The sequence below is a fragment of the Pseudomonas sp. G3-19 genome (assembly GCF_054855875.1).
Genome location: NZ_JBMPIQ010000003.1, coordinates 4487466 through 4503409, shown reverse-complemented (window position 1 = coordinate 4503409; position 15944 = coordinate 4487466). Strand labels below are relative to the sequence as shown.

Annotated in this window: 14 protein-coding genes and 1 pseudogene; 1 reads left to right on the top strand and 14 read right to left on the bottom strand. The window is 60.7% G+C overall.

From position 1 onward, the window contains the following. Positions 1-83: 83 nt before the first annotated feature. From ACOYXI_RS20615 to ACOYXI_RS20605, 3 genes are read right to left on the bottom strand one after another with little or no spacing between them, the layout of a single operon-like run. The gene (locus ACOYXI_RS20615) at positions 84-3137 is read right to left on the bottom strand and encodes an efflux RND transporter permease subunit (RefSeq protein WP_027611180.1); all 3054 of its coding nucleotides are present in this window, start codon (positions 3135-3137) and stop codon (positions 84-86) included. Next, positions 3134-4198 (bottom strand): efflux RND transporter periplasmic adaptor subunit, encoded by a 1065-nt coding sequence (locus tag ACOYXI_RS20610; protein WP_098966644.1) that lies wholly within the window; start codon positions 4196-4198, stop codon positions 3134-3136. The genes ACOYXI_RS20615 and ACOYXI_RS20610 overlap by 4 nt, the downstream gene beginning before the upstream one ends. After that, on the bottom strand, positions 4195-5298 hold the full coding sequence (locus ACOYXI_RS20605) for an efflux RND transporter periplasmic adaptor subunit (RefSeq protein ID WP_096797448.1): 1104 nt from the start codon (positions 5296-5298) through the stop codon (positions 4195-4197). Before ACOYXI_RS20605 ends, ACOYXI_RS20610 begins: the two co-directional genes overlap by 4 nt. A 202-nt stretch (positions 5299-5500) precedes the next feature. Between ACOYXI_RS20605 and ACOYXI_RS20600 the strand changes: the two are divergent. Beyond that, positions 5501-6697: pseudogene (locus ACOYXI_RS20600) on the top strand (AAA family ATPase). Between the two features lie 120 nt (positions 6698-6817). Here the strand turns inward: ACOYXI_RS20600 and ACOYXI_RS20595 are convergent. The 11 genes from ACOYXI_RS20595 to ACOYXI_RS20545 all read right to left on the bottom strand — a co-directional run bounded on the left by ACOYXI_RS20595 (position 6818) and on the right by ACOYXI_RS20545 (position 15923). After that, positions 6818-7699, bottom strand: a complete 882-nt coding sequence (locus tag ACOYXI_RS20595) for a transporter substrate-binding domain-containing protein (RefSeq protein WP_134785173.1) — start codon at positions 7697-7699, stop codon at positions 6818-6820. Then, positions 7696-8478 carry an amino acid ABC transporter ATP-binding protein gene (locus ACOYXI_RS20590; RefSeq protein WP_098966639.1) on the bottom strand — a complete coding sequence of 261 codons (783 nt, stop codon included), beginning with the start codon at positions 8476-8478 and terminating at the stop codon, positions 7696-7698. Before ACOYXI_RS20590 ends, ACOYXI_RS20595 begins: the two co-directional genes overlap by 4 nt. After that, positions 8475-9134: an amino acid ABC transporter permease gene (locus ACOYXI_RS20585; RefSeq protein WP_134785172.1), complete on the bottom strand. Its 660-nt coding sequence runs from the start codon at positions 9132-9134 to the stop codon at positions 8475-8477. The genes ACOYXI_RS20590 and ACOYXI_RS20585 overlap by 4 nt, the downstream gene beginning before the upstream one ends. Beyond that, positions 9115-9780, bottom strand: a complete 666-nt coding sequence (locus ACOYXI_RS20580; RefSeq protein WP_003220579.1) for an amino acid ABC transporter permease — start codon at positions 9778-9780, stop codon at positions 9115-9117. Before ACOYXI_RS20580 ends, ACOYXI_RS20585 begins: the two co-directional genes overlap by 20 nt. A gap of 653 nt (positions 9781-10433) precedes the next feature. After that, positions 10434-11231, bottom strand: a complete 798-nt coding sequence (locus tag ACOYXI_RS20575) for a MetQ/NlpA family ABC transporter substrate-binding protein (protein WP_027611172.1) — start codon at positions 11229-11231, stop codon at positions 10434-10436. A 167-nt stretch (positions 11232-11398) separates the two neighbouring features. After that, positions 11399-12331 (bottom strand): sigma 54-interacting transcriptional regulator, encoded by a 933-nt coding sequence (locus ACOYXI_RS20570; RefSeq protein WP_096797445.1) that lies wholly within the window; start codon positions 12329-12331, stop codon positions 11399-11401. A 56-nt stretch (positions 12332-12387) separates the two neighbouring features. Then, the gene (locus ACOYXI_RS20565) at positions 12388-12969 is read right to left on the bottom strand and encodes an alpha/beta hydrolase (protein ID WP_003220572.1); all 582 of its coding nucleotides are present in this window, start codon (positions 12967-12969) and stop codon (positions 12388-12390) included. A gap of 355 nt (positions 12970-13324) precedes the next feature. After that, positions 13325-13726 (bottom strand): ExbD/TolR family protein, encoded by a 402-nt coding sequence (locus ACOYXI_RS20560; protein ID WP_003220570.1) that lies wholly within the window; start codon positions 13724-13726, stop codon positions 13325-13327. Position 13727: 1 nt separating this feature from the next. Beyond that, the gene (locus ACOYXI_RS20555) at positions 13728-14453 is read right to left on the bottom strand and encodes a MotA/TolQ/ExbB proton channel family protein (RefSeq protein WP_096797442.1); all 726 of its coding nucleotides are present in this window, start codon (positions 14451-14453) and stop codon (positions 13728-13730) included. Positions 14454-14497: 44 nt separating this feature from the next. Beyond that, entirely contained in the window at positions 14498-15313 is an 816-nt protein-coding gene (locus ACOYXI_RS20550; RefSeq protein WP_097086849.1) for an energy transducer TonB, read from the bottom strand. A 274-nt stretch (positions 15314-15587) separates the two neighbouring features. Beyond that, positions 15588-15923 carry a hypothetical protein gene (locus tag ACOYXI_RS20545; protein WP_210556877.1) on the bottom strand — a complete coding sequence of 112 codons (336 nt, stop codon included), beginning with the start codon at positions 15921-15923 and terminating at the stop codon, positions 15588-15590. Between the last annotated feature and the right edge of the window lie 21 nt (positions 15924-15944).

Genomic DNA, 15944 nt, shown 5'->3' with positions numbered 1-15944 from the left:
CGAGCAAGCCCGCTCCCACAGTTGGAATGCATACCCCCTGTGGGAGCGGGCTTGCTCGCGAATAGAGTGCGCAGCACTCGCTTTTAGCGGGTCTCTTTCTGCGGCTCGCGAATCTTGTACCAGGCCACATACAGCGCCGGCAGAAACAGCAGGGTCAGCAACGTCGCCACCACGATCCCGCCAATCATCGCGTAGGCCATCGGCCCCCAGAACACTTCCCGGGCAATCGGAATCATGCCCATGCTCGCCGCCGCCGCGGTCAGCAGGATTGGTCGGCGGCGGTGCTCGGTCGCTTCCACCACCGCATCCCATGGCGCAGAGCCGTTGCGCTCGAATTCATCGATCTGCGTCACGAGGATCACCGAGTTGCGGATGATGATGCCGATCAGCGCCAGAATCCCGAGGATCGCCACGAAGCCCATCGGCGTCCCGGTCGGCACCAGCGCCAGCACCACGCCGATCAGCCCCAGCGGCGCGACACTCGCCACCAGGAACATCTTCTGCACGCTGTGCAGCTGGATCATCAGGAAGGTCGCCATCAGGAACAGCATCAACGGCAAGACCTTGGCGATCGGCCCTTGGGCCTTGCCGCTTTCCTCGACCGTACCCCCGGTGGCGACCTTGTAGCCGACCGGCAGTTTTTCAGCGAAGGCATCGATCGACGGTTTGAGCAGTTTCACCAGGTCGGTCGGCTGGATCTCGTCACGCACCGAAGCCTTGATGGTGATGGTCGGCAAGCGGTCGCGACGCCACACCAGCGGCTGCTCCAGCTCATACCGCACGGTGGCGAAGGCCAGCAGCGGAATCGACGTGCCGTTGGGTGTGACGATCTGCAGGTTCTGCAGGGTTTCCGGCGTGCCGCGTTCCGAGTTCACCGCCCGGCCGACCACGTTGATCAGGTAAATGTCGTCGTTGACCTGGGTCAACGGCGAGCCGCTGACGATGCTGTTCATCAACTTCGCCACATCTTCCGAGGACAGCCCGAGCTGACGCGCCTTGTCCTGGGCGATGTCGATGCGCAGGACTTTGCCCGGCTCGTTCCAGTCGTAAATGATCTCGCCGATGTGTTCGTTCTTGTCCAGCTCGGTCGCCAGATCAATGGCGTGCTTGCGCACCTGATCGATGTCCTTGCCGCTGACCCGATACTGAATCGGACGTCCCACCGGCGGGCCCATTTCCAGCGCCTGCACGTAACTGCCGATGCCGACGAAGTCTTTGTGCAAACGCTCGCGCAGGCGTTGGCTCAGCGCCTCACGGGCCTCGAAATCCTTGCTGACGATCACCAGTTGCGCGTAGTACGGGTTCTGCAATTGCTGGTCGAGCGGCAGGTAGAAACGGATCGCACCCTGACCGATGTAGGTGCTCCAGCGCACGATGTCCGGATCGCCCTTGAGCGTGGCTTCGAGCTTGTCCACGGCCTTGCGGGTTTCGTCGATCGAGGCGTTTTGCGGCAGGTTCAGGTCGACGAGAATTTCCGGGCGATCCGACGACGGGAAGAACTGGTTCTGCACAAAGCGCATGCAGAACACCGCCAGCACAAACAGCAGCACGGTGATGCCGATCGCCCACCAACGATTGCGCATGCACCACAGCAAACCACCGTTGAACGCCCGACCGATGCGGCCCGGCTCGGCTTCATGGGGCTTCACGTTGGTGCTGAGGATGTGCACGCCGATCACCGGCGCAAAGAACACCGCCACCACCCACGACACCAGCATCGCCACCGCGATCACCGCAAACAGGGTGAAGGTGTACTCGCCGGCGGAGCTGGCGTTGAGGCCGATGGGCACGAAACCGGCGACGGTCACCAGCGTACCGGTGAGCATCGGGAATGCCGTCGAGGTGTAGGCGAATGTCGCCGCCTGCTCCTTGGTCTCACCCATTTCCAGGCGCGTGACCATCATCTCCACGGTGATCATCGCGTCGTCCACCAGCAGGCCAAGGGCGATGATCAGCGCCCCGAGGGAAATCCGCTGCATGGTGATGCCGCTGTATTCCATGAACACGAAGACCATCGCCAGCACCAGCGGAATCGAGCACGCCACCACCAGCCCGGCGCGCACGCCGAGGCTGATGAAGCTAACCACCAGCACGATCACCACCGCTTCGAACAGCGCACTGGTGAAACCGCCGACCGCCTCTTCCACCACCACGGCCTGATCGGACACCGTATGGACGCCGACGCCAACCGGCAAATCAGCGGTGATCTGGTCGATCCGCTGGTGCAGCGCCTTGCCGAATTCCTGGACGTTACCGCCCTTCTGCATGGCAATCGCCAGACCGATTGCCGGCTTGCCGTCGAAACGGAATTCCGGGGTGGCCGGGTCGACGTAACCGCGACTGATGTCGGCAACGTCCGCCAGGCGATAGAAGCGGTCATTGAGTTTGAGATTGACCTCGGCCAGATCCTTCTCCGAAGCGAACTGCCCCGAGGTGCGCACCGAAATGCGCTCCGGGCCGGCCTCGATCACCCCCGCCGGGGTCACGGCGTTCTGCGATTGCAGGCTCTGCACCACCTGACGCTGGTCGATGCCCAGCGCGGCGAGCTTGCGGGTGGAGAAGTTCAGGTAAATCACTTCGTCCTGCTGGCCGATCATTTCGATCTTGCCCAGCCCCGGGACGTTGCGAATCTCGGCGCGGGCCTGCTCCACATAGTCGCGCAACTGGCGCATGGTCAGGCCGTCGGCGGTAAACGCGTAGACCGAACCGTACACATCGCCAAACTCGTCGTTGAACCCGGGGCCTTGAATGCCCTGGGGAAACTGCCCGCGAATGTCATCGATCTTCTTGCGCACCTGGTACCAGATCTCCGGGATGTCCTTGGCGCTGGTGGTGTCGCGCAGGTACACATAGACCGTTGATTCACCAGGCCGCGTGTAACTTTTCACGTAGTCGAGGGAGTCGAGCTCTTCGAGTTTTTTCTCGATGCGGTCGGTAACCTGCTTGAGGGTTTCTTCCTGGGTCGCACCCGGCCATTTGGTCTGGATGACCATGGTCTTGATGGTGAACGAGGGGTCTTCTTCGCGGCCCAGATTAAAGTACGAAAACACCCCCATCAGCAGCGCGACGAACATCAGGTACCAGACGAACGACTGATGCTTGAGGGCCCATTCGGAGAGATTGAAAGAGCCTTTCATTGACTGTCCTCGTCGAGTTTCACGGCTTGTCCGGGTTTGAGACTGTTGACGCCTGCGGTGACCACCTGCTCGCCGGACTTGACCCCGCCGGCCAGCACCACCGTGCCGTCGGTACGGCTGATCACGCTGACGTCACGGGGAGCGACGGTTTTGCTTTGGGTGTCGATCACCCAGATGCGGGTCTTGCCGTCGGCTTCCTGCAGGGCGGTGGCAGGTAATTCGATGCGCGGCTTGATCGCTGAACTGAGGGTCACGCTGATCGCCGTGCCGAGGCGGAAACCGTCCGGCGTGTTGGCCAGGGTCAGCCGTGCGCGGCGGGTGCGCGTGGCGCTTTGGGCCTGCGGTTCGATTTCGCGAATGGTTGCGGTGGTGTTGATGCTCGGGTCGAGTTGCCCGGCCACCAGAAACACCACGTCGGAAGGAATTTCATCGACCAGCGTGTCCGGCAGATCGATCACCGCTTCCTTGATGTCCGGTTGCGCCAGGGTCACCACTTGCTGACCTGCTGTCACCACTTGCCCGGCCTCGGCATTCCACGCGGTGACCACGGCTTTGTGGTCGGCGCGCAGTTCGGTGTAAGCGAGTTGATCCTGGCTCTGGTTGACCGCCGCGCGCGCCTGATCGAGCGAGGCCTGAGTGGTTTTCAGGTCGGTGGTGGCGATGTCCAGTTGCGCCTGCGCGCCAACTCCGCGATCGAACAGCGCCTGCTGCCGGCGAGCATTGGCCTGGGCGTTAATCAGTTGCGCCTGGACCTTGGCCAGGTCGCCCTGGGCCGAACGCAACTGGTTCTGCTGATCGCTCGGATCGAGGGTCGCCAGCAGCGTACCCTTTTGCACCTCGGCGCCGACATCGACATTGCGACTGGCAATGCGCCCGCCGACACGGAACCCGGTGTTGCTCTCGTAACGCGCCTGAATGCTGCCGGCGAAACGCCCAAGGGTTTCCTCGTTCAGCGCCTGTACCTTGATCGACAGCACCGGCCGCACCGGCTCCGGTGGCGGCTCGCTTTTCGAGCAGGCGGCCAGCAACACGCCGATGGACAACAGCCCCAGACGCTTCATGGCTGCGCTCCCGGTTGCAGACCTTCGTAGGTGTTTTCGGCGATTTCGACTTTCATGCCCGGGTGCAGCAGTTGCCCACCCGCGACAATCACTTTCTCACCGCCCTTGAGGCCGTCGCTGATGATGACCTTGCCGATCAGGTAGCGGCTGACGGTGACGTTGTGCAGCTGCGCTTCGCCCTTGTCGTCAACCATCCACACCGCCGGATCGCTGATGTTTTTGGTCAGCGCCGACCACGGCAATTCCACCGCCGACTTGCCGCTGCCCTTGGCCGTGGCGCTGACCACCGAGCCGAGCTGCATACCCTGCGGCAGGCTGTCGAGGGTGACTTTGACTTGCACCGTGCCAGACTGCGCCGAAACCGCCGGGGTGATTTCACGCACGGTGCCGGTGGTCTTGATGTTGGGGTTGTCGAGCAGGCTGACGACAATCGAACGCTCCGCCGGGCGCTCAGCCAGCAACGACTCATAAACGTTGAACACCGCGTCACGATCGCCATCGCGGGCCAGTTTGAAAATCGGCGCGGTGGCCTGGACCACCTGGCCGACTTCGGCTTGGCGCTCGGTAATGATGCCGGGGGCGTCAGCGACCAGCGAGGTGTAACTGAGTTGATCCTTGGCATTGGCCAGTTGCGCCTGCGCCGCGCTCAGGGCGCTCTGGCTGCTGCGCAAGGCGGCTTGTGCGGAATCGAATTCGCTCTGGCTGGTGTAGCCCTTGGGCAGCAGCTTCTGCTGACGCACGAACGCCGCCGCACTCTGCTTGACCCGCGCCTGTTCGGCGATGACCTGGGCTTGCGCGGAATCGACGTTGGTCTGCAAATCCTTGGGATCGAGCTTGGCCAGTACCTGTTTGGCGCTGACCCGGTCGCCGACATCCACCATGCGCTGGATGATCTTGCCACCGACCCGGAACGACAGTTCGGTCTGCACCCGGGCCTGCACGTCACCGGTGAGAGTCACGGCAGCGGCATAGTCCGCCGGTTTGACCTCTTGCACAAAGACCCGTGGCAGGTACTCCGCCGGGGCTTCTTTCTTGCCGCAAGCGGTCAGCAACGTGAGCAGGCTCAGCACGACAACTGTTTTCAATCCGGGACTCGCCATGCAGACTCCTTCCTGTGTACGAACGTGCAAGTGACGATACGACTGTGAGCTTAGAACAGGGTTCAACGTTCGCCTGCGTGATCTCTATATTTCCCCTGTAGGAGCTGCCGCAGGCTGCGATCTTTTGACTTTAAAAAAGCAAGATCAAAAGATCGCAGCCTTCGGCAGCTCCTACAATGGTCGCCTCAAGAGAAGGATTTTCATGCTCAAGACCCTCGCGGTGGCCAATTACCGCTCGATCAACAAACTGGTGATTCCGCTGGGCCGGCTGAACCTGATCACCGGCCCCAACGGCAGCGGCAAGTCCAATCTCTATCGCGCCCTGCGCCTGCTGGCGGAGACCGCCCAGGGCGGCGTGGTCAATGCGCTGGCCCGCGAGGGCGGGCTGGATTCGACGTTCTGGGCCGGGCCAGAAACCATCAGTCGGCGCATGCGCAACGGCGAAGTGGCGGTCGAGCCGACGGTGCGTCAGGGCGTCAAACGTCTGCGCCTGGGGTTTGCCGGCGAGGATTTCAGCTATTCGATCAGCCTCGGATTGCCCGACTCCAACGGACACTTCATGCTGCCGGGGGACACTCATCCCAGCCCCTCGCGCTTCAGTCTCGATCCGCAGATCAAGCGCGAATGCATCTGGGCCGGGCCGCTCTATCGCCCGGCCAGCCTGCTGGTGGATCGCAACGGCCCGATGATTCGCGCCCGCGAAGGGCGCAGCTGAGACGTGCTGGCGCAGCACACCCCGAATTTCGACAGCCTGTTCGATCAGATCGGCAGTCTGCGCAGTTCGCCGGAAGTGTTCCAGATGCGCGAGTTCATCCGCCGCTGGCGCTTCTACGATCACTTTCGTAGCGACGCCGACGCCCCGGTGCGCCAACCGCAACTGGGTACGCGCACGCCGGTGCTGCACCACGACGGCCGCGACCTCGCCGCAGCCCTGCAGACCATCAATGAAATCGGCGACCCCGAGGCGTTGCAGGCGGCGATCAGCGATGCGTTTCCCGGCGCAAGACTGAACATCGCACCGCTGGCCGGCGGACGCTTTGCCATCGAGTTCTTTCAGGAGGGGTTGCTGCGGCCATTGTCGGCGGCGGAGTTGTCGGACGGCACGCTGCGTTATCTGTTGCTGATCGCCGCGCTGCTGACGCCACGCCCGCCGTCATTGATGGTGCTCAACGAACCGGAAACCAGTCTGCATCCGGATCTGTTGCCGGCGCTCGCGCGCTTGACCATTCGCGCATCGCAGGCGTGTCAGGTGTGGGTGGTGTCGCATGCGCGACGATTGATATCGGCGTTGCAGGAAGATCCCGAATGCAACTGCATCGTGCTGGAGAAGACGCTGGGGCAGACCGGGATTGTCGGCCAACGGGTGCTGGATGAGCCGGCGTGGAACTGGCCGGATTGAGCGGCGCCTGAACCACCGCTTTCGCGAGCAAGCCCGCTCCCACAGGGGCATGCATTCCAACTGTGGGAGCGGGCTTGCTCGCGAAGAGGGCCTTCAGGTCAGCGCAGATTTAACGGCCAATCACCCCTGCCACTTGCCACCCTCGACAATCACACTCTCAGGCTGGGTGTCATCGCTCAGTTCTTTACGCACATATTGGTCATACAGCTTGAGCAGGTATTTCTCTTCACCCAACTTGGCCAGCTCGGTATTCACCCAGTCACGCAGCTCGACATTGCCCTTCTTCACCGCCGGGGCAATCGGTGCTTCGGCGCCGAGTTTTTCCTCCAGCACGCGGTAGCCCGGGTTCTGCTTGGCCCAGCTGAACAGCACCAGATTGTCCTGCGCGTAGGCATCACCACGACCGTTGGCCAGTGCTTGCAGCGACTCGGAGTTTTTCTCGAACTTCAGCAGTTTCCAGTCCGGATGATTCTTGGTCAGCCAGATGTCGGCGGTCGTGCCGGTGGTAACGATGGTGGTGCGAGTTGCCAGGTCATCCAGATTTTTTACCGCGCTGCTTTGCGGCACCAGCGCCTGCACCGCGACCTTGAGGTTCGGGTTGGTGAATTCCACCGCTTCCTTGCGCTCCGGGGTCACGGTCATGTTGGCGAGGATCAGGTCGACCTTGTCGCTCTGCAGGAACGGAATGCGGCTCGCCGGCTCCACGGCGACGAATTCAACCTTGTTTTCATCACCCAGCAGATCCTTGGCGAAGCGCCGGCCGATGTCGGTGTCGAAGCCGACGTAGCGCCCGGCCTCATCGACGAAACCGAACGGTGGCTTGTCGGTGAACACGCCGACGATCAGTTTGTCGCGGGCCTTGATCTTGTCCAGGTAACCGGCTGGCGCGGTGCTTTCGCTGGCGACTTTCGGCTTGGCCGGTTCTTCGGATTTGTTGCAGCCGGCGAGCAGCGCGAGCCCCAGCAGCGGCAGTAAAAACAGGGATGACTTGGCAGTTTTCATAGCGGTTCCAGTTCCTTTGTCGGATTCGTTTCAGGCAGTGTTGCAACGAAGGAGAACTTCTCCAGAAACTGCTGCGCGCGTGCGGTTTGCGGGTTCGTAAAGAAAATCTCGGGCGGGTTCTGTTCAAGGATGCGTCCGGCATCCATGAACACGATGCGGTCGGCCACCGCGCGGGCGAAGGCCATTTCGTGGGTGACGATCAGCAGGGTCATGCCCTCGCGGGCCAGGCCCTGAATCACTTGCAGCACTTCCTTGACCATCTCCGGGTCGAGGGCGGCGGTGACTTCATCGAAGAGCATGACCCGCGGGTTCATGCACAACGAACGGACGATGGCGATGCGTTGCTGCTGGCCGCCGGAGAGCTGGCGCGGGAACGCATCGCGCTTGTCCGCCAGGCCCACGCGCTCAAGCAAGGCTTCGGCTTGCTGCTGCGCTTCACGGCGCTGGCGCTTTTGCACCTTGAGCGGGCCGAGCAGCAAATTGTCGAGCACGCTCATGTGCGGAAACAGGTGATAACTCTGGAACACCATACCGATCTGCTGACGCACTTCGCGCCAGTCGGTGACCTTGTCCAGCAGCTCGCGTCCGGCAAATTTCAGGCTGCCGCTGTGTGCGCTTTCCAGGCCGTTGAGGCAGCGCAGCAACGTGCTTTTGCCGCAACCGCTGGGGCCGAGGATGACGATCACTTCGCCGCTGCGCACTTGCAGGTCGATGCCTTTGAGCACCTGCTGTTCGCCGTAGAATTTGTTGAAACCCTGAAACTCGATCAATGCGCTCATGCTTGCGTCCAGCGCCGCTCCAGCACGCGCGAGGCGGCCGACAGCGGGTAGCAGATGAAAAAGAAAAACAGAAACAGCGCGCCGTAGATCAGCACCGATTCGTAGGTGCGCTCGATGATCTGCTGGCCGACCTTGATCACATCGACCACGCCAATCAGCACCGCCAGCGAGCTGGTCTTGATGATTCGCGTGTAGACGTTGATGGTCGGCGGCGTCATGCGTTTCAGCGCCTGCGGCAGCAGCACGTAGCCGTACAGTTGCGCCGCGTTCAGGCCGATCGACAGCCCCGCCTCACGCTGCCCGCGCGGCAATGAATGCAGCGCACCGCGCGCCACTTCGCCGACCTCACTGGCGCCCCACAGCGACAGCACCAGCACCGCGCACCAGAAGCTCGGCAGGCTCAAACCGAAGAAAATCGGCAGGCCGAAAAACAGCAGGTACAGCCAGACCAGCACCGGGATCGCCCGGAACAGTTCCAGATAGACCCGCAGGATCGCGTTCAGCCACCTCACGTTGAGCGTGCGCAATACGCCGTAGAGCACGCCGCCAATGGTGCTGATCGCAATGCTCAGGAACGAGATCGACAAGGTTTGCCCGGCGCCTTTTGCCAGTTGCGGCAACGACACCCAAAGCAGTTCAAGACCCGAACTGGCCATGCTGGAGCCTCCTTTCCAAACGACTGAGCAACAGCGACAGCGGCAAGAACAACAGCACGCAGATCAGCGTCAGCACGGCGAGCATTTCGTAGGTTTTGTAATAGAGCGCGATGTAGCTCTTGGTGGTGTAGAGGATTTCCGGCACGGCCACCGCCGAGACCACGGTGGTTTCCTTGAGCAGGAAAATGAAATTGGCGAACAGCGACGGCAGGCTGAGAATCCCCGCTTGCGGCAGGATCACGTAGCGCAGCAACTGGCCGTGGGACAGGCCGATGGAACGCCCCGATTCCAGTTGCGCCTGCGGTACCGCATCGACGCCGGCGCGCAGCACTTCGGTGAGGTAGGCACCGCCAAGGAAAGTCATGGTGATGATTGCCGCGGTGAATCCGGAAACCTTGATCCCCAGCGCCGGCAGGGCGAAGTAGACGAAGAACAGTTGAATCAGCAGCGGCGTGTTGCGCGCCAGTTCCACATACAGGCCGACGGCGCGTTGCAGGTAAGGCGTGCGGAACACCAGGATCGTTGCATTGAGCAGCGCCACCAGCAGCGACGTGCCGATGGCGATGAACCCGACTTGCAGCGTCACGCCCACAGCCTTGAGAAAGGCCGGCAGGGTACTGAGGATAAAGGCGTAATCGAAAGTCATGAAGCATCCTGGACGTCGCTCGGTAAGCGACGGTCATGCAGTCCATGGACAGCGGGTAACTGTCCGGCAGGCGCTGACTTTATAGGTATAAAAACAAGAATTTAAATACCGTTAAAGCATATTGATATCACGCAAAAAACTATCCTGTGGGTTTGCCGGGAAGGAATAAGAAGGCTATTTTCCCTTGCGCTGTAGGAAGGATCTTTTTTGCATGAAAGCCCTCCAAGGACGAACAGCTTTTGGCCAGACTTCCCCGGCCAAACCATTACAAGGAAGACAACATGGACGTAAAAGTGCCGCAGCGACTGGATCCGCAGGACATCGTGAAATTGCTCGTGGCGTTGCGCCGGGCGTTGAAGGCTCAGGTAACCTGAGGTCAGGATCAACAGCACCCTCACCCCAGCCCTCTCCCCGAGGGAGAGGGGGCCGACCGCAGTGTCTGGCGATTAACATCGACCTGAAAGATAGAGTCGATTATGGATTCGGCAGAAAACTTTCACGTCGGTGTACTTCTACAGCATCCCCCAATCAGTCCCCTCTCCCTTTGGGAGAGGGCTAGGGTGAGGGGCTTTTCAACGCACGCACAAAAACGCCGATGACCATCACTGGCCATCGGCGTTTTCATACCTTGAAGGGGTGGTTCACGCGTCGGATCAGAACGCCGGCAATACCGCGCCGTTGTACTTCTTCTCGATGAACGCTTTGACTTCCGGGCTGGTCAGGGCAGCGGCGAGTTTCTTGATGGCGTCGCTGTTCTTGTTGTCCTCACGGGCCACCAGGAAGTTCACGTAAGGCGAGTCAGCGCCTTCGATCACCAGCGCATCCTTGGTCGGGTTCAGCTTGGCTTCCAGCGCGTAGTTGGTGTTGATCATGTCCAGATCAACTTCCTTCAGCACGCGTGGCAGCAGGGCCGACTCCAGTTCCTTGAACTTGAAGTTGTGCGGGTTCTTGGCGATGTCCTTAGGGGTCGCCAGAGCGTTTTTCGGATCTTTCAGCTCGATCAGACCCGCCTTCTGCAGCAGGATCAGCGCACGGCCGCTGTTGCTGCCTTCGTTGGGGATGGCGATGGTCGCGCCGTCTGGCAGATCAGCCAGTTTCTTGTACTTGCTCGAGTAGCCACCGAACGGTTCAACGTGGACGCCTTGCACGGTCACCAGGTACTTGGACTTGTCGTCCTTGTATTTGCCGGCGTTGAAGCTGTCCAGGTAAGGCTTGGTCTGGAAGTAGTTGGCATCCAGACGCTTCTCGCCAACCTGCACGTTCGGCTGCACGTAGTCGGTGAAGACTTTGATTTCCAGATCCACGCCTTCTTTGGCCAGGGTCGGTTTGATCAGCTCGAGAATTTCCGCGTGCGGCACCGGAGTCGCCGCCACCACCAGTTTCTCGCCAGCCTGGGCCAGGGAAGCAGTCAGAGCAGCCGCCAATGCGGTAAACAACAGAACCTTTTTCATGCAGTGTCCTTATCGAGAATCACGGTCGCGAATGGCGACGGCTATTAATACGAGTGCCAGTGAAGTGCTATCTCTGGCGTGAAGCGGACAATACCGGGATTTTTTATTCCCGCACAATAACGTTTATTCACTTTGATATTCCATTTCGTTCATACAGAACCGAACGGCTACAACTGCTGGCTCAAACCAATCAGCAGATCTTTCAAAGCCTTACGTTCGTCGACGCTACCACCGATATTGATTTGAGCTACCAGTCGTTCGATCTGAAGCTGCGGCCCAGACACTTCGGGCAGGTTCAGGTGCTCTGGCAGGATTTCATCGCCGGTGCTGACCAGCAGCGCAAAGTGAATGACGTTTTCCAGCTCGCGGGTATTGCCCGGCCAGCTGTGTCGCTCCAGCAGGTGCTGCGCCGCTTCGCTGATCAATGGCACCGGCAGATCCAGGCGCTGGCTGTAGATGCCGAGGAAATACTCCGCCAGCGACAGGATGTCGCCAATCCGCTCGCGCAGCGCCGGCAATTCCAGCTGACCTTCGCTGAGGTAGTGGTAGAGCCGTTCGTGGAATTTTCCGGCGTCCACCGCTTGTGCCAGATCGATGCTGGTGGCTGCGACCAACCGCACATCCACCGGGCTTGGCTGATGCGCGCCGACGCGGGTGACTTCGTGGTTTTCCAGGGCGGCGAGCAGTTTGATCTGGATCGGCAACGGCAGATCGCCGATTTCGTCCAGATACAAGGTGCCGCCATTGGCCGAACCGAACCAGCCGGCCCGACTGCTCGCCGAACCTGTATAGCTGCCGGCGGCATAGCCGAATAGCTCGGCATCGGCGTAGGTCGGGCTGATCGCACCGCAGTTGACCGAGACGAACAGACCGCTGCGATCACTGGCTCGGTGAATGTGACGGGCGAGCAACTCTTTACCGGTACCGGTCTCGCCACGGATCAATACCGAGATGGCACGCGGCGCCAGGTGCTCCAGCTCCTCACGCAACTTGCGGGAACGGGGATCGACGAACACCAGCGCCTTGGCGCGAATGCTCAGGGGACTTTTTTCCGCATCGGGAAAGGTCAGCAACGGCTGACCGAACGTTTCGAAACTCATGGCAGACTCCCGCCCAGAACCGCCGGCAGACGGGGGCGTTCAGAAAAGAAAAAGGTTCAAGCGCGACGCCGGGCGTGGTGTTCCATACGGTTCTGCAGGCGATACAGATAAGCGAAACCCTGCTCCCAACGCTGATGCCCGGACTTGACGTTGATGTGCCCGGCTCCGGCAAGAATCCCCGCTTCGGCGCCCCAGTTGCGCGCCAGCTCCAGGGCACGCGGGGCGCTGACGGCGGCGTCGTTGTCGGAACTGACCACCTGGCTGGGGAACGGCAACAGATCGGTCGGGATCGGCGCGAAATTGCGCAACGCAGGCGCGCAGGCCGGACGCTCGACATCGGCAGGTGCGACCAGCAACGCACCGCGCACCTGACGCAGATATTGCACGGGCGCGGTGGCAGCCCAATGCGCAACGGTGATGCAACCCAGGCTGTGAGCAATCAGGATCACCGGCGTGCTGTCGGCGGCAATCGCTTCGGCCAGCGCCGCAACCCAGTCTTCACGACGCGGTGTCAGCCAGTCGGCCTGCTCCACGCGTGCGCTGTTGGGCAGGCTGTTCTGCCAGTGGGTTTGCCAATGATCTTCTGGCGATCCTTGCCAGCCCGGCACAATCAGGTAGCGGATTGATTCGTTGCGCATGGGGAGCTCTCCTGCGTCGTGTCTGTTCCTGATCGAGTATAGGGACGGGATTTATATTCGTTAAGGAATAAGAAGCTATTTATTAAGACCTAAATTGAATATATGATTTGTGTACGACTTTAAATCCTTTACCCCTCACCCCAGCCCTCTCCCGAGGGAGAGGGAGCTAATTTTTGAGCTTTTCAAATCCTGAGTTCGACTAGATATCCCACGTCAGCGTACGTCTACCAAACACCTAGATCAGTCCCCTCTCCCTCTGGGAGAGGGCTAGGGTGAGGGCTTTGTTTTCTATTCCAGAAATAAAAAAAGGGCCGCACCCTGCCAAGGAGACGGCCCCGGAAAAACGTAAATCCTGTTACCGCGCGGTGATCACCGACAATTTGGTAATCCCTGCCCGCTCGATCGAAGCCATGGCCCGCGCCACTTCGCCGTAGTTCACCCCGTCGTCGGCCTGCAATTGCACGCGCACTTCCGGGTCCTTGGCCTTGGCCGACTTGAGGTTGAATTCCAGCAAGTCCGGCTGGATTTCATCCTTGTTGATAAACAGTTTGCCGGCGCCGTCGATGCTCACCACCAGCGGATCTTTCTGCTCGACCGGTGCTACCGCTTCGGTCTTCGGCAGGTTGATCGGGATTGCGTTGGTCAGCAGCGGCGCGGTGACGATAAACACCACCAGCAGCACCAGCATCACGTCCACCAGCGGCGTCACGTTGATCTCGCTCAGCACCTCGTCGCTGTCTTGCGTGGAGAAGGCCATATCAGGACGCCTCCTTCACTTTTGTTGCGTTGCCCGGTGCCGCTACCTTGTTTGCAGTCGGGTGGATCAGCACGCGAAACGAACTCTTCTGCGCCAGGCTGTAGAAGTCATGGGCGAAGTCATCCAGGTCCGCCGCCGTCAGTTTCAGACGCCGCAAAAAGTAGTTGTAAACCAGCACCGCCGGTACCGCGACGGCGATCCCCACACCGGTGGCGACCAGTGCCGCACCGATTGGACCGGCGACCGTTTCCAGGCTCGCCGAGCCTGCCGCGCTGATGCCTTTCAACGCCTCCATGATTCCCCACACCGTGCCGAACAGGCCAATAAACGGCGAGGTGCTGCCAATACTTGCGACCACTGCCAGACCGGTTTCCAGCGAACGGCGTTCACGGACGATCTGCTGACGCAGGGCACGCTCCAATCGATCCTGATGGTTGATCGCCTGGCTCAGGTCATTGGCCTGCGGCGCCTCACCCACCTGAATCGCCGCGTAACCGGCCTGAGCGACTCGTGCCGCAGCACCAGGCTGGGTTTCGCTCAACTCAGCGGCGGAATCCAGACTCGACGCCGCCCAGAAACGTTTATGAAACTTGCGATCCTGCGCCTTCAGACGACCGAACTGCACAGCCTTGAGCAGCGCCAGTCCCCAGGTGGCAACGGAAAAAACCACCAGCAGCCAGATCACCGCGCTTTCGATGGATTCCAGTGGAGAGGCCAGTAACGTCATGATGTATTCCCTCGTGTAAACATTTAGCGCGAATAGGTTTCGGTTTAATGAATCTTGAAATCGATGGGCACGCTGACCCAGCCGTCCTGGGCGACATCACCCTGCTTGGCCGGCACGAAGCTCCACTGTTTGACGGCATTGAGTGCCGCATCGTCGAGCTGTTGCCGACCACTGCTTTTCTGAATCTGAATTTCACCCGGCTTGCCATTGGCCAACACGTGCACCCTTAACAACACCGTGCCTTCCCAGCCGCGACGCTGGGCCAGCGACGGATATTCCGGCGCCGGGTTCTTCAAATACGCGGCGTTGGCCGAGGCCGGTGTCACTGGCGCGGGAGCCGGTGGGGCGGGCGGTGCCGGGGCGGCAACCGGAGCGGCCGGTTGCGGCGGCGCGGGCGGTTGTTCAACAGCTTTGGGCGCCGGTTTCGGCACCGGTTTGGCCACCGGTTTCGGCTTGGGTTTGGGAATCGGTTTGGGTGGCGGAGGCTTCACCGCCAACTCGTCTTCAACCGGCGGCGGTGGCTCAACCACCGGTGCCGGTGGCGGCGGTTCGACCACTGGTGGCGCGGGTGGCGCCGGCCGCGAAAACTCGATGGTCATCGGCGGAATTTCCGGCGGCACGATCGGCAACGCCGGCGTCGGATGCTGGTTGATCCAGTAGATCACCGCACCGTGCACCAGCAGCGCCAGCACGCCGAGCAGAATGGTTTCACGGCGGCTCAGAATGCCCTTGGGTGCACGCTGCAAACGCAACTGCCCCAGCGGCACACGATGCGGCCGGCCGAGATCGACCAATTCGCCACTCGGCGTCTGACGCCACAGCAATTCCTGTGCGCTGGCGGCGGTCTGGACATTGCCCATTGATTCACTCCCTGCGGTCTCTTTGCGAAGTACCCGACCGGTCGCCGCAAACATCCCCCGGGCGGCCGGTCGTTGGGTGAATCATTGGAGCAATCGCTTATCTCCGAAAGTAACTTTTATCGATGTGTTTAGATTTTTTACGAATATCAGTTTTCGCAGATTGTCGCGAAGCCACGGCCTGCAAGGCCTGGCGCCGAGGGCTGAATTTACAATGCTTTTCAAGCATGAAAAATATTCGGCGAAGGCATGCGAAACCCGCTCATTTCGCGCTTCTTCAGCGGTTTTGCCGGATGAATTCCAGGCCATTCAACCCGGTGTTGCCCATCATGTCCGCCGCGCTGCCCATTGCCCGCAAGCGCGTGTAGGCCTGATCGGGCGAGAACATCACCCAGGCTTGCGCCGTGCCATCGACCGTCAGCGTATTGAAAGAGATAGCGACCGGGCCTGTTGAAAAGCCATGCCTGAAATGAAAATTGCCAAATGCGATCGGGTAATCGGTGCCGGACACGGACAACGTGCCGGTGAAACTGCCGGTGCGGTCATCGCCCTCGGTCAGGGTCAAGGTTGTATCTGAAGGTTCATGACGATAAACGCCATTGATCGTGGACATGTGCAGCATCCTTGCTTGTGT

Bases quoted from the DNA above. Each gene is read 5' to 3' on its own strand.
- ACOYXI_RS20550 (WP_097086849.1), bottom strand. From the start codon at position 15,313: ATGGGCAATGTCCAGACCGCCGCCAGCGCACAGGAATTGCTGTGGCGT.
- ACOYXI_RS20585 (WP_134785172.1), bottom strand. From the start codon at position 9,134: ATGGCCAGTTCGGGTCTTGAACTGCTTTGGGTGTCGTTGCCGCAACTG.
- ACOYXI_RS20560 (WP_003220570.1), bottom strand. From the start codon at position 13,726: ATGGCCTTCTCCACGCAAGACAGCGACGAGGTGCTGAGCGAGATCAAC.
- ACOYXI_RS20580 (WP_003220579.1), bottom strand. From the start codon at position 9,780: ATGACTTTCGATTACGCCTTTATCCTCAGTACCCTGCCGGCCTTTCTC.
- ACOYXI_RS20565 (WP_003220572.1), bottom strand. From the start codon at position 12,969: ATGCGCAACGAATCAATCCGCTACCTGATTGTGCCGGGCTGGCAAGGA.
- ACOYXI_RS20615 (WP_027611180.1), bottom strand. From the start codon at position 3,137: ATGAAAGGCTCTTTCAATCTCTCCGAATGGGCCCTCAAGCATCAGTCG.
- ACOYXI_RS20605 (WP_096797448.1), bottom strand. From the start codon at position 5,298: ATGGCGAGTCCCGGATTGAAAACAGTTGTCGTGCTGAGCCTGCTCACG.
- ACOYXI_RS20570 (WP_096797445.1), bottom strand. From the start codon at position 12,331: ATGAGTTTCGAAACGTTCGGTCAGCCGTTGCTGACCTTTCCCGATGCG.
- ACOYXI_RS20610 (WP_098966644.1), bottom strand. From the start codon at position 4,198: ATGAAGCGTCTGGGGCTGTTGTCCATCGGCGTGTTGCTGGCCGCCTGC.
- ACOYXI_RS20575 (WP_027611172.1), bottom strand. From the start codon at position 11,231: ATGAAAAAGGTTCTGTTGTTTACCGCATTGGCGGCTGCTCTGACTGCT.
- ACOYXI_RS20545 (WP_210556877.1), bottom strand. From the start codon at position 15,923: ATGTCCACGATCAATGGCGTTTATCGTCATGAACCTTCAGATACAACC.
- ACOYXI_RS20595 (WP_134785173.1), bottom strand. From the start codon at position 7,699: ATGAAAACTGCCAAGTCATCCCTGTTTTTACTGCCGCTGCTGGGGCTC.
- ACOYXI_RS20555 (WP_096797442.1), bottom strand. From the start codon at position 14,453: ATGACGTTACTGGCCTCTCCACTGGAATCCATCGAAAGCGCGGTGATC.
- ACOYXI_RS20590 (WP_098966639.1), bottom strand. From the start codon at position 8,478: ATGAGCGCATTGATCGAGTTTCAGGGTTTCAACAAATTCTACGGCGAA.